The sequence below is a fragment of the Chimaeribacter arupi genome (genome assembly GCF_002858805.1).
GTDB lineage: Bacteria > Pseudomonadota > Gammaproteobacteria > Enterobacterales > Enterobacteriaceae > Chimaeribacter > Chimaeribacter arupi.
Map to the genome: position 1 here is coordinate 44,619 of NZ_PJZI01000018.1, position 12,504 is coordinate 57,122.

10 protein-coding genes are annotated in these 12,504 nt (G+C 59.4%); 8 read left to right on the top strand and 2 right to left on the bottom strand.

Features of this window, described 5'->3' with window-relative positions:
* Positions 1–246: 246 nt before the first annotated feature.
* The 3 genes from topA (at position 247) to acnA (ending at position 7,106) form a co-directional block, all read left to right on the top strand.
* Complete coding sequence (topA, locus tag CYR52_RS12040) at positions 247–2,844, top strand: type I DNA topoisomerase (protein ID WP_072930721.1); 2,598 nt, start codon at positions 247–249, stop codon at positions 2,842–2,844.
* Between the two features lie 338 nt (positions 2,845–3,182).
* Entirely contained in the window at positions 3,183–4,157 is a 975-nt protein-coding gene (gene cysB, locus CYR52_RS12045) for an HTH-type transcriptional regulator CysB (protein ID WP_101814522.1), read from the top strand.
* 276 nt (positions 4,158–4,433) lie between these two features.
* Positions 4,434–7,106: an aconitate hydratase AcnA gene (gene acnA, locus CYR52_RS12050; RefSeq protein ID WP_101828660.1), complete on the top strand. Its 2,673-nt coding sequence runs from the start codon at positions 4,434–4,436 to the stop codon at positions 7,104–7,106.
* A gap of 83 nt (positions 7,107–7,189) precedes the next feature.
* Here acnA and ribA read toward each other — a convergent pair whose 3' ends face one another.
* The gene (gene ribA, locus CYR52_RS12055; RefSeq protein WP_072930715.1) at positions 7,190–7,786 is read right to left on the bottom strand and encodes a GTP cyclohydrolase II; all 597 of its coding nucleotides are present in this window, start codon (positions 7,784–7,786) and stop codon (positions 7,190–7,192) included.
* Between the two features lie 357 nt (positions 7,787–8,143).
* Here ribA and pgpB point away from each other — a divergent pair, with 357 nt between their 5' ends.
* The 5 genes from pgpB to yciH all read left to right on the top strand — a co-directional run bounded on the left by pgpB (position 8,144) and on the right by yciH (position 11,781).
* Positions 8,144–8,905, top strand: coding sequence for a phosphatidylglycerophosphatase B (gene pgpB, locus CYR52_RS12060; RefSeq protein ID WP_072931021.1), 762 nt, complete (start codon positions 8,144–8,146; stop codon positions 8,903–8,905).
* Between the two features lie 208 nt (positions 8,906–9,113).
* On the top strand, positions 9,114–9,422 hold the full coding sequence (locus CYR52_RS12065) for a LapA family protein (RefSeq protein WP_072930705.1): 309 nt from the start codon (positions 9,114–9,116) through the stop codon (positions 9,420–9,422).
* Between the two features lie 6 nt (positions 9,423–9,428).
* On the top strand, positions 9,429–10,598 hold the full coding sequence (lapB, locus tag CYR52_RS12070) for a lipopolysaccharide assembly protein LapB (RefSeq protein ID WP_072930703.1): 1,170 nt from the start codon (positions 9,429–9,431) through the stop codon (positions 10,596–10,598).
* A gap of 117 nt (positions 10,599–10,715) precedes the next feature.
* Positions 10,716–11,444 carry an orotidine-5'-phosphate decarboxylase gene (gene pyrF / locus CYR52_RS12075; protein WP_072933014.1) on the top strand — a complete coding sequence of 243 codons (729 nt, stop codon included), beginning with the start codon at positions 10,716–10,718 and terminating at the stop codon, positions 11,442–11,444.
* Between the two features lie 10 nt (positions 11,445–11,454).
* On the top strand, positions 11,455–11,781 hold the full coding sequence (gene yciH / locus CYR52_RS12080; protein ID WP_072933016.1) for a stress response translation initiation inhibitor YciH: 327 nt from the start codon (positions 11,455–11,457) through the stop codon (positions 11,779–11,781).
* Positions 11,782–12,108: 327 nt separating this feature from the next.
* On the opposite strand, the gene osmB is transcribed toward yciH, so the two are convergent.
* A complete protein-coding gene (gene osmB / locus CYR52_RS12085) occupies positions 12,109–12,327 on the bottom strand; it encodes an osmotically-inducible lipoprotein OsmB (protein ID WP_072933019.1) in 219 nt (72 codons plus the stop codon).
* Positions 12,328–12,504 lie beyond the last annotated feature (177 nt).

A 12,504-nucleotide genomic window follows, 5' to 3' on the forward strand; every position in this document is an offset into this window, starting at 1 on the left:
GACTTTTTTGTGTGCCGGTCATCCGTCAGGCGCGTCAAAAAAGTGGTTGCAATCGGCAGGTGCCGGGGCCAGCCCCGCAGGCGGACCGGGCGGATTGTGTCAGTGATGACCAATCAGGAACCCGATGATGAAAAATGCCTTGATCTCCTGCTTCACTGCCGCAATATAAAAAAGAGAGTCATACTGCTGCGGCATAACGAGATAAAAATTTCTTTTTCGGAAGAATTAATTTAGGTAAAGATAAATATGGGAAAAGCTCTCGTAATAGTTGAGTCCCCGGCAAAAGCCAAAACGATTAATAAATATTTAGGCAATGACTACGTGGTGAAGTCCAGCGTCGGTCATATCCGCGATTTACCCACCAGCGGGTCAGCCAGTAAAAAAAGCGCCGAATCTTCCGAAGAAAAACCAAAGAAAAAAGTCAAAAAGGATGAGAAAGCCGCACTGGTAAACCGCATGGGGGTTGACCCTTACCACGGCTGGCAGGCGCAGTATGAAATCCTGCCCGGCAAAGAGAAAGTGGTGGCGGAGCTGAAGTCCCTGGCGGAAAACGCCGACCACATCTACCTCGCTACCGACCTTGACCGCGAAGGGGAAGCCATTGCCTGGCACCTGCGGGAAGTGATCGGCGGTGATGACAGCCGCTTCAGCCGCGTGGTGTTCAACGAAATCACCAAAAACGCCATCAAGCAGGCGTTTAACCAGCCTGGCGAGCTGAACATTGACCGCGTTAATGCCCAGCAGGCACGCCGGTTTATGGACCGCGTGGTGGGCTACATGGTCTCCCCGCTGTTGTGGAAAAAAATCGCCCGCGGCCTGTCCGCCGGCCGCGTGCAGTCGGTGGCCGTCCGGCTGGTGGTGGAGCGTGAGCGCGAAATCAAGGCGTTCGTGCCGGAAGAGTACTGGGAGCTGCATGCCCAGCTGAACACCCAGGACGACACCGTGCTGAACATGGAGGTGACCCACCACCATGACAAGCCGTTCAAACCGGTCAACCGCGAACAGACCCATGCCGCCGTCGCGCTGCTGGAAAAAGCGCGCTACACGGTGCTGGATCGTGAAGACAAGCCGACCAGCAGCCGCCCCAGCGCCCCGTTCATTACTTCCACGCTGCAACAGGCGGCCAGTACCCGTCTGGGCTTCGGCGTGAAAAAAACCATGATGATGGCGCAGCGCCTGTATGAAGCGGGCCACATCACCTACATGCGTACCGACTCCACCAACCTGAGCCAGGACGCCCTGACCATGGTGCGCGGTTACATCGGCAGCGAATTTGGTGACAAATACCTGCCGAAAGAGCCGAACACCTACAGCAGCAAAGAGAACTCCCAGGAAGCGCACGAAGCGATCCGTCCTTCGGATGTGCAGGTGGTGGCCGAGCAGCTGAAAGACATGGAAGCGGACGCGCAGAAGCTGTACCAGCTGATCTGGCGCCAGTTTGTTGCCTGCCAGATGACCCCGGCCAAATATGATTCCACCACCCTGACGGTGCAGGCAGCGGATTACCAGCTGCGCGCCAAGGGGCGCATCCTGCGCTTTGACGGCTGGACGCGCGTGATGCCGGCGCTGCGTAAAAATGATGAAGACCGCACGCTGCCGAACGTGGCGATCGGTACCGAACTGAGCCTGCAACAGCTGTTGCCGAGCCAGCACTTCACCAAGCCGCCGGCGCGCTTCAGCGAAGCCTCGCTGGTGAAAGAGCTGGAAAAACGCGGCATCGGCCGCCCGTCAACCTATGCGTCGATTATCTCCACCATTCAGGACCGGGGTTACGTGCGGGTGGAAAACCGCCGTTTCTACGCTGAGAAGATGGGTGAGATCGTCACTGACCGGCTGGAAGAGAATTTCCGCGAGCTGATGAACTACGATTTCACGGCACGCATGGAAAATGACCTCGACCAGGTCGCCAACAATCAGGCGGAATGGAAAGCGGTGCTGGACGGCTTCTTCAGCGATTTCAGTGACCAGCTCGGCAAAGCTGAGCAGGACCCGGAAGAGGGCGGTATGCGCCCGAACCAGATGGTGCTGACCAGCATCGACTGCCCGACCTGCGGCCGTAAAATGGGGATCCGCACCGCCAGCACCGGCGTGTTCCTCGGTTGCTCCGGCTATGCGCTGTCACCGAAAGAGCGCTGCAAAACCACCATTAACCTGGTGCCGGAAACCGAAGTGCTTAACGTGCTGGAAGGCGAAGATGCCGAAACCAACGCGCTGCGCGCCCGCCGCCGCTGCCCGAAATGCGGCACGGCGATGGACAGCTACCTGATCGACAACCAGCGCAAGCTGCACGTCTGCGGTAACAACCCGGCCTGTGAAGGGTACGAGATTGAGCAGGGCGAATTCCGCCTGAAAGGCTATGACGGCCCGGTGGTGGAGTGCGAGAAGTGCGGTTCAGAGATGCACCTGAAAATGGGGCGTTTCGGCAAGTACATGGGCTGCACCAACGACGCCTGTAAAAACACCCGTAAAATCCTGCGTAACGGCGAAGTGGCGCCGCCGAAGGAAGATCCGGTACCATTGCCGGAGCTGGAGTGTGAGAAGTCTGACGCTTATTTCGTGCTGCGTGACGGCGCGGCCGGGGTCTTCCTGGCGGCCAACACTTTCCCGAAATCGCGCGAAACCCGTGCGCCGCTGGTTGAAGAGCTGGCCCGTTTCCGTGACCGCCTGCCGGAGAAACTGCGTTACCTGGCGGATGCACCGGCCACTGACCCGGACGGCAACAAAACCCTGGTACGCTACAGCCGCAAAACCAAGCAGCAGTACGTCTCCTCTGAGAAAGACGGCAAGGCGACCGGTTGGTCAGCGTTCTTTGTCGACGGCAAGTGGGCTGAAACCAAAAAATAAGCGTCCCTGAGAAGGTGACCGCCTGAGCACTCCGCAAAAAACCAGCGTCTAAACGCTGGTTTTTTTATAGCGGGTGGATTTATCATCATGCATACATATGATTTTATGTGCATTGATTGACAGAAATTACCAGCAGGCAGGGTGAAGCGCTATACAGGCCCGTCCCGATTGTTATAATGGTTATATAAAATCTTTTTTTATGTTTAATTGTCATTAACTGACCTGACTTTTTTCGCCCCGGCGTTACGCTTCCCCCGGCGATGCACAGATCGGCGATGCGCTTATCACCCCTTGTCTGACTGCCTGCGGGGCAGTGCTTAACCTAGGACGGTAAAGATATGAAATTGCAGCAGCTTCGTTACATTGTGGAAGTTGTCAATCACAACCTTAACGTCTCCTCGACGGCTGAAGGGCTTTACACCTCACAACCGGGCATCAGCAAGCAGGTGCGGATGCTGGAGGATGAGCTGGGCATTCAGATCTTTGCCCGCAGCGGCAAGCACCTCACCCAGGTGACGCCCGCCGGGCAGGAGATCATCCGCATTGCACGTGAAGTGCTGTCTAAAGTTGACGCCATCAAAGCCGTGGCCGGTGAGCATACCTATCCTGACAAAGGCTCGCTCTATGTCGCCACCACCCATACCCAGGCGCGTTATGCCTTGCCGCAAGTGATTAAGGGCTTTATTGAGCGTTACCCGCGGGTGTCGCTGCATATGCACCAGGGGTCGCCGACCCAGATCGCTGAGGCGGTGTCCAAAGGCACGGCTGATTTCGCCATCGCTACCGAGGCGCTGCACCTGTATGACGATCTGGTGATGCTGCCGTGCTACCACTGGAACCGTGCCGTGGTGGTCCAGCCCGACCATCCGCTGGCCGGGAAAGAGCATGTCACCATTGAAGAACTGGCGACGTACCCGATCGTGACGTACACCTTCGGCTTTACCGGCCGCTCGGAGCTGGACACTGCCTTCAACCGCGCCGGGCTGACGCCGCGCATCGTGTTTACCGCCACCGATGCCGATGTGATCAAAACCTACGTACGGCTGGGGCTGGGCGTCGGCGTGATCGCCAGCATGGCGATTGACCCGGTACAAGACCCGGATCTGGTCACGGTGGATGCGCGCGACATCTTTACCTACAGCACCACCAAAATCGGTTTCCGCCGCAGCACCTTCCTGCGCAGTTACATGTACGACTTCATCCACCGTTTCGCACCGCACCTGACGCGTGACGTGGTGGACAGCGCGGTGTCACTGCGCTCGAACGAAGAGATTGAGGCGATGTTCAAAGACATCTCCCTGCCGGTGAAATAACCGTGTCCCTGCCGGTAAAATAACCCTGCCTGCCGGGTACTGCCCGGCGGCTTTGCCCTCCCGCCTGTTCCCCCCTGTCTACGCGGTTTTACCGATTTTCCCCTGCCATTAAGGGGTTGCGCCGATCGTCCTGATCAAAAGGTGTTGTTATCAAAACGTTACGCGCTGTTTGTGTTATCTTTAAATTAAGACGCACAACCTGACCGGGTATTGGCGGTATTCCGCTCTCCGGCCGGGCATTGTGTGACATGAACAGATCCAAATGGGAGGAGCGCCATGTCATCCGATCTTCGTGAGCAAAGTCAGAAAAAGCTGGACGCGCTGAATCACGAGTACCACTACCACAGCCTGAATACGGTGTCTGAGCAACTGGGGGACATCTCCCGCTTGCCGAAATCGATGAAGGTCTTGCTGGAGAACCTGTTGCGCCATATTGATGGCGACACCGTCACCGAGGACGACCTGCGGGCGATGGTGAACTGGCAGAAAACCGGCCATGCCAACCGTGAGATTGCCTACCGCCCGGCACGCGTGCTGATGCAGGACTTCACCGGCGTCCCGGCGGTGGTGGATCTGGCCGCAATGCGTGAGGCGGTGAAACGGCTGGGCGGGGCCGTGGATCAGGTTAACCCGCTGTCACCGGTTGACCTGGTGATTGACCACTCGGTCACCGTGGATGAGTACGGCACCACCCACGCGTTTGATGAGAACGTGCGGCTGGAGATGGAACGTAACCATGAGCGCTACCAGTTCCTGCGTTGGGGGCAGCAGGCGTTTAACCGCTTCCGCGTGGTGCCGCCGGGTACCGGCATCTGCCACCAGGTGAACCTGGAGTACCTCGGGCAGGCGGTGTGGCATGAGGAGCAGGACGGCAAAGAGATCGCCTACCCGGACACCCTGGTCGGCACCGACTCCCACACCACCATGATCAACGGCCTGGGCGTGCTGGGCTGGGGGGTGGGGGGTATTGAGGCGGAAGCGGCGATGCTCGGCCAGCCGGTGTCGATGCTGATCCCGGATGTGGTGGGCTTCAAACTCACCGGCAAACTGCGTGAGGGCATCACCGCCACTGACCTGGTGCTGACGGTGACGCAGATGCTGCGCAAACACGGCGTGGTCGGCAAATTTGTGGAGTTCTACGGCGACGGGCTGGCCGATCTGCCGCTGGCCGACCGCTCCACCATCGCCAACATGGCACCGGAATATGGTGCCACCTGCGGCTTCTTCCCGGTAGACGAGGTGACGCTGAGCTACATGAAACTCACCGGTCGCAGCGATGAGCAGATCGCGCTGGTGGAGAAATACACCCGCGAGCAGGGGTTGTGGCGGCATGAGGGCGACGAACCGATCTTTACCAGCACCCTGGCGCTGGATATGGGGACGGTGGAGTCCAGCGTGTCGGGGCCGAAACGCCCGCAAGACCGCGTGGCGCTGCCCGGCGTGCCGCAGGCGTTTAACGCCGCGACGGAACTGGATGTCAACGCCCGTGCCGGCAGCGAGGCCGAAACCATCACCCTGCGCGGTGAGGAGCTGAACCTGGAAAACGGCGCGGTGGTGATCGCCGCCATCACCTCCTGCACCAACACCTCCAACCCCAGCATCCTGATGGCCGCCGGGCTGGTGGCGAAAAAAGCGGTGGAGCGCGGCCTGACGAGCAAGCCGTGGGTAAAAACCTCGCTGGCACCCGGTTCAATGGTGGTGACCAACTACCTGGCCAAGGCGGGGCTGATGAGCTATCTCGACAAGCTCGGCTTCAACCTGGTGGGCTACGGCTGTACCACCTGTATCGGCAACTCCGGCCCGCTGCTCGGCCCGATTGAAGAGGCGATCAAAGCCGGTGACCTGACGGTGGGCGCGGTGCTCTCCGGCAACCGTAACTTTGAAGGGCGCATCCACCCGCTGATCAAAACCAACTGGCTCGCCTCGCCGCCGCTGGTGGTGGCCTATGCGCTGGCCGGTAACCTGAAGGTCAACCTCAGTGCCGATCCGCTCGGCACCGACAAAGAGGGCAAACCTGTCTACCTGCATGAGATCTGGCCGAGTGCCAATGAGATCGCGCAGGCCGTGGAGCAGGTACGCACCGAGATGTTCCTCAAAGAGTACTCTGAGGTGTTTAACGGCGATGAAAACTGGCAGGCGATTCAGGTGAAAGGCTCGCCGACCTACAGCTGGCAGCATGACTCCACCTACATCCGCCATTCGCCGTTCTTCGACGACATGGAGGCGGAGCCGAAAACGGTGCAGGACATCGAAGGCGCGCGCATCCTGCTGATGCTGGGCGACTCAGTGACCACGGACCACATCTCGCCGGCGGGTAACATCAAGGCGGAAAGCCCGGCCGGGTACTATCTGCGCGATCATGGCGTGGCGAAAGAGGATTTCAACTCCTACGGTTCGCGCCGCGGCAACTACGAGGTGATGGTACGCGGGACCTTTGCCAACGTGCGCATCCGTAACGAGCTGGTGCCGGGCGTGGAGGGTGGGATCACCCGCCACCTGCCGTCCCAGGAGCAGATGGCAGTGTATGATGCCGCAATGCGTTACCAGCAGGAGAAGGTGCCGCTGGCGGTGATTGCCGGTAAGGAATATGGTTCCGGCTCCAGCCGTGACTGGGCGGCGAAAGGGCCGCGACTGCTGGGGATCCGTGTGGTGATTGCCGAATCGTTTGAACGTATCCACCGTTCTAACCTGATCGGCATGGGGATTTTGCCGCTGGAGTTCCCGGACGGGGTAACCCGCAAAACCCTGGCGCTGACCGGCGAGGAGCAGATCAGTATTCATGGCCTGCAAACCCTGTCACCGGGGCAAACGGTAAAAGTGACGCTGACCTACGCAGATGGCCATACCGCTGAGATCGACGCCCGTTGCCGCATCGATACCAGCAATGAGCTGACCTACTTCAACAATGACGGCATCCTGCACTATATGATCCGTAAAATGCTGGCCTAAGCCGCGATGTGCCGGGCACCTGTTGCCCGGCGGCCTATAAAAAAGGGCACCCGCTGGGGTGCCCTTTTTCGTGCCGGAACGGCTTATTTTTTCGGGTCGAGCAGGTGGCCCATTTTGGCCGCTTTGGTCGCCAGATAGTGCTCATTTTTCGGGTTGCGCCCCACAATCAACGGCACACGTTCGGTGATGTTGATGCCGGCTTCCGTCAGGATCGCCACTTTTTTCGGGTTATTGGTCAGCAGGCGCACGGCGTCTACCCCCAGCAGCTTGAACATATCCGCGCACAGGGTGAAGTCACGCTCATCGGCGGCGAACCCGAGCTGATGGTTGGCTTCCACGGTGTCTGCGCCTTTGTCCTGCAACGCATACGCGCGGATTTTGTTCAGCAGCCCGATGTTGCGCCCTTCCTGACGGTGGTAGAGCAGGATGCCGCGCCCCTCTTCGGCAATCTGCGTCAGGGCGGCTTCCAGCTGGAAACCACAGTCGCAACGCAGGCTGAACAGGGCATCGCCGGTCAGGCACTCTGAATGCACACGTGCCAGCACCGGCGCACTGCCGGAGACATCGCCGTACACCAGCGCCACGTGATCCTGCCCGGTGGCCAACTCTTCGAAGCCGACCATGAGGAAATCCCCCCACGGCGTCGGCAGTTTCGCTTCGGCGACCCGTTTAAGCTGCATGTTACTCTCCAAAAAAACTGATATTTGACGTTATTCTTGTTGCGCATCCTACGTTCTGCGGCGCGCCTTGACCAGCACTAAACCGCCGGGGAGCCGTACAACCGGCCGCCGCCGCCACAGCAAAAAGCAGACGCCGGGCAGGCAAAAACCCGCCGATCATGCTGGATAGGCAACAAAAGGGCTGATGACCTGCCGGGGAGCGGCCTGTTTTCGGCCATTCGAAATACTAGCGTACTTTGGCCGCGGTGAAATGGATTTATTGTGTCAAGCTTATGACGACGTGGTTAAATTAACGCTCATTTTTACAAGGACGGTACCATGCCTGAAAATCGCACTTCCCTGTTGGCAAACGGCACGCTGTTCGCCATTGTAAAACGCACCACGCTGGGTGCGCTGATCCTGCTGCTGATGCCGCTGGCCGTCTGGGCGTCGGGCTGGCAGTGGCAGCCGGGTGATGCCGGGCCTTTCCTGCGGGGGCTGTACTGGATAACCCAGACCGTGACCCGCCCGTGGGGGATTATCACCTCTGCGCTGTTGATCGCCTGGTTCCTGTGGTGCCTGCGTTTCCAGCTGCGTGGGGCGATCGGGCTGGCGCTGCTGCTGTCAGCGGCCATCCTGCTGGGGCAGCAACTCAAAAGCCTGGTCAAGGAGCATGTCCAGGAGCCGCGGCCGTTTGTGGTCTGGATGGAACAGCAGTACCAGGTGGATAACCAGGCGTTCTACCAGCTCAAGCGGGCGGACCGCAGCGCGCTGGTGGAGGAACAGTTGCGGGACAATACCCAGGTGCCGCACTGGCTGAAAGCGCACTGGCAGTTTGAGACCGGTTTTGCCTTCCCCTCCGGCCATACCATGTTTGCCGCCAGTTGGGCGCTGCTCGGCATCGGCCTGCTCTGGCCGCGCCGCCGCTATAAAACCATTGTGCTGCTGGTGGTCTGGGCCGTGGCGGTGATGGGCAGCCGGCTGGTGCTCGGGATGCACTGGCCGCGCGATCTGGCGATGGCGACGGTGATGAGCTGGGCGCTGGTGACGCTGGCCTGCTGTGTGGTGCAACGCTTCATCGGCCCGCTGAACGTGGAGCGTGACGAGCATAAAGAGATCGCCGAGCGCGAAAAAACCTGATCCTGGCGGGGCGAGGGCGGGCGTTTTCCCGCCGCGCCCCTGCCGGTTTATTCCGGCCATTGGGCACACAGTGTGCAAATAGCGGCGGTAAGCGGCTTTATCATGGCGCAGGGTTTCCCAGCTGCAATGGGAAGTGCTAACTTAATAGGTCAGGACGCCACAATGTTGGCTTAATTCATCCGGTTAACCCGGCATCACAGGAATAAATGTGAAATATTTGCTCATTTTTTTGGTCTTGCTGGTGATCATCGTGATTTCCATCACGTTAGGCGCCCATAACGATCAGGTGGTCACCTTTAATTATCTCCTTGCCCAGGGCGATTACCGCGTCTCTACCTTGCTGGCCACGCTGTTCGGCACCGGCTTTATCCTTGGCTGGGTCATCTGCGGCCTGTTCTACCTGCGCGTACGCCTGTCACTCTCCCGCGCACAGCGTAAGATCAAACGCCTGGAGCAGCAGATTGCACCGGCCGGTGAGAGCCAGCCTGCCGCGCAGACCTCTCTCAGCAAGGAATAGCCCCCTATGTTAGAGCTGCTGTTTCTGTTGTTGCCTGTGGCAGCCGCCTACGGCTGGTACATGGGGCACAGAAGTGCTCAACAGAACAAGCAACAGGAGGCGAACCGCCTGTCACGCGAGTATGTGGCCGGGGTGAACTTCCTGCTTTCCAACCAGCAGGATAAAGCGGTCGACCTGTTCCTCGATATGTTGAAAGAGGACAGCAGCACCGTGGAAGCCCACCTGACGCTGGGTAACCTGTTCCGTTCACGCGGCGAGGTCGATCGCGCCATCCGCATCCACCAGGCGTTGATGGAGAGCGCGTCGCTCTCTTTTGAACAGCGGTTACTGGCGGTACAGCAACTGGGGCGCGACTACATGGCCGCCGGGTTCTATGACCGGGCGGAGGAGATGTTCACCCAGCTGATTAAAGAAGAGGATTTCCAGCACTCGGCACTGCAACAGCTGCTGGTGATTCACCAGGCCACCAGCGACTGGCAAAAAGCGATTGATGTCGCGGAAAAACTCACCCGGTTGGGCAAAGAGGACAAACGGGCCGAGGTGGCGCACTTCTACTGTGAACTGGCCCTGCTGGCGATGGGCAGTGACGATCAGGAAAAGGCGATGGGGCTGCTGAAAAAAGCCTCCGCCGCCGACCGCAACTGCGCGCGCGTTTCCATCATGCAGGGCCGCATTTTTATGGCGCAGGAGGCGTGGGCGAAAGCCGCCGCCGCACTGGAGCAGGTGCTGGAGCAGGACAAAGAGATGGTCAGCGAAACCCTGCCGATGCTGCATGAATGTTTTTCTCACCTGCAACAACCGGCGGAGTGGACAGCCTTCCTCAAGCGCTGTGTGGAGAGCAACACCGGCGCGGTGGCGGAGCTTTATCTGGCGGAGATCCTGGAGCAGGACGAAGGCCGTGACGTGGCGCAGGTCTATATCAACCGCCAGTTGCAGCGCCACCCGACCATGCGCGTCTTCTACCGGCTGATGGATTACCACCTGGCCGACGCCGAAGAGGGGCGCGCCAAAGAGAGCCTGCAACTGCTGCGTGACATGGTCGGCGAGCAGATCCGTACCAAACCGCGCTACCGCTGCCATAAATGCGGCTTTACCGCCCATTCCCTGTATTGGCACTGCCCGTCCTGCCGTGCCTGGGCCTCCGTCAAACCGATCCGCGGCCTAGACGGCCAGTAAGCACGGCGCTCTGCCGTGCGGCCCGGCGCACGCTGGGCTTTCCCGCCGCTGCCATGTAGAATGCGGGCGGTAAAAATGGCGATCCCTGCCCAACCCCCCGCGTATAAGGATGAAGAAATGGCGTCTGTTCTCACCCCCACCTCCCGTGGCCCGGTCTCCTCACCGGTTGTTGTCGCGCTGGACTATGCTGATCAGGCGGCCGCGCTGGCCTTTGCTGACCAGATTGACCCGCGTGACTGCCGCCTGAAAATCGGCAAGGAGATGTTCACCCTGTTTGGGCCGCAACTGGTGCGTGACCTGCACAGCCGGGGTTTTGAGCTGTTTCTCGATCTGAAATTCCATGACATCCCCAACACCGTGGCCAAAGCGGTGGCCGCAGCCGCTGAGCTGGGCGTCTGGATGGTGAACGTGCACGCCGGCGGTGGCCGCCGGATGATGACGGCCGCCCGCGAGGCGCTGCTGCCGCTGGGTGCCGATGCGCCGCTGCTGATTGCCGTCACTGTGCTGACCAGCATGGAACAGGGCGATCTGGCCGACGTCGGCATTGATCTCTCCCCGGCAGACCATGCAGAGCGGCTGGCGCGCCTGACCCGTGACTGCGGGCTGGATGGCGTGGTCTGTTCCGCCCACGAAGCGGTGCGCCTCAAGCAGCAGTGCGGCCCTGATTTCCGGCTGGTGACCCCCGGCATCCGCCCGGCGGGCAGTGACGCAGGCGACCAGCGCCGCATCATGACCCCGCAACAGGCACAGGCCGCGGGCGTGGACTATATGGTGATCGGGCGTCCGATTACCCAATCTGCCGATCCGGCTGCGGCGCTGCGCGCTATTTTAGCTGAACTGGCCTGAGGAGAAGAGGATGGCACGTGATGATAACCCGCTGGTGTACTCCACCGACAGCGGCCGGATTGTCGCCCCACAGAGCAAACCGGCGCGGCCGAAAGGTGACGGCATCGTACGTATCCAGCGCCAGACCAGCGGCCGTAAAGGCAAAGGGGTCTGCGTGATCACCGGGGTGGATCTGGATGACGCGGCACTGGAGAAACTGGCGGCGGAGCTGAAGAAAAAATGCGGCTGCGGCGGTGCGGTAAAAGAGGGCGTGATTGAAATCCAGGGCGACAAGCGTGAGCTGTTGCAGCAATTGCTGGAAGCCAAAGGCATGAAAGTCAAACTGGCGGGCGGCTGATACCGGTGATGAAAACTGCGGGCGCACAGTGCGCCCGCAGGTGACAACGTTGAGGTTGCTGGGCGTGAATAAACGTCATACTTATCAAAATGCGCTCAGGTAACGCTGAGGGGGATATCCCGGCGGATAGCCCGGTTATTCCTGACGCGGGTGCCTTTAACGCACCTTTTTTATTATCAGACCTGAAATCTGTTACCGGCATCCTGCCTGATTATCTGTCCTGCCTGTTGTTGCGTTTATAACGCCTTTAGCAGGTAAACGCGGCCGGTTAAATAACCTGACCCGGACAGACATTTCTTTACTTTTCTTTTTTCAACGCTATTTCAATTAACGATCAACCTGATGGCCGATAATCCCGCCGATGGCTGCACCGCCCAGCGTACCCAGGGTGCTGCCGTCTGTCAGGACTGCGCCGCCCAGTGCACCGGCACCTGCGCCGATGGCGGTGTTACGGCCGCGGTGGGACATGTTGGAACAGGCCGACAGGGAAAGGGCCAGGGTCGTGACCAGCACCACGGTGGTCAGACGTTTATTGACTTTCATCATGTTTACTTCTCCTTGCAGGGGAATACGCCATATTTTGACTTAAGTGAAATTAATCAACCCAAGCCGGTACTGCTGTATTCATTATAGGCAATAATGCCCAGCTTCGTGTCTCTGGGTGGAATTCCACACAGCAGATTATCGGGAACATCAGAATGTTCATTGGCATTCCCGTGGAAT

Bases quoted from the DNA above. Each gene is read 5' to 3' on its own strand.
- yciH (WP_072933016.1), top strand. From the start codon at position 11,455: ATGGCACGTGATGATAACCCGCTGGTGTACTCCACCGACAGCGGCCGG.
- lapB (WP_072930703.1), top strand. From the start codon at position 9,429: ATGTTAGAGCTGCTGTTTCTGTTGTTGCCTGTGGCAGCCGCCTACGGC.
- osmB (WP_072933019.1), bottom strand. From the start codon at position 12,327: ATGATGAAAGTCAATAAACGTCTGACCACCGTGGTGCTGGTCACGACC.
- cysB (WP_101814522.1), top strand. From the start codon at position 3,183: ATGAAATTGCAGCAGCTTCGTTACATTGTGGAAGTTGTCAATCACAAC.
- topA (WP_072930721.1), top strand. From the start codon at position 247: ATGGGAAAAGCTCTCGTAATAGTTGAGTCCCCGGCAAAAGCCAAAACG.
- pyrF (WP_072933014.1), top strand. From the start codon at position 10,716: ATGGCGTCTGTTCTCACCCCCACCTCCCGTGGCCCGGTCTCCTCACCG.
- ribA (WP_072930715.1), bottom strand. From the start codon at position 7,786: ATGCAGCTTAAACGGGTCGCCGAAGCGAAACTGCCGACGCCGTGGGGG.
- acnA (WP_101828660.1), top strand. From the start codon at position 4,434: ATGTCATCCGATCTTCGTGAGCAAAGTCAGAAAAAGCTGGACGCGCTG.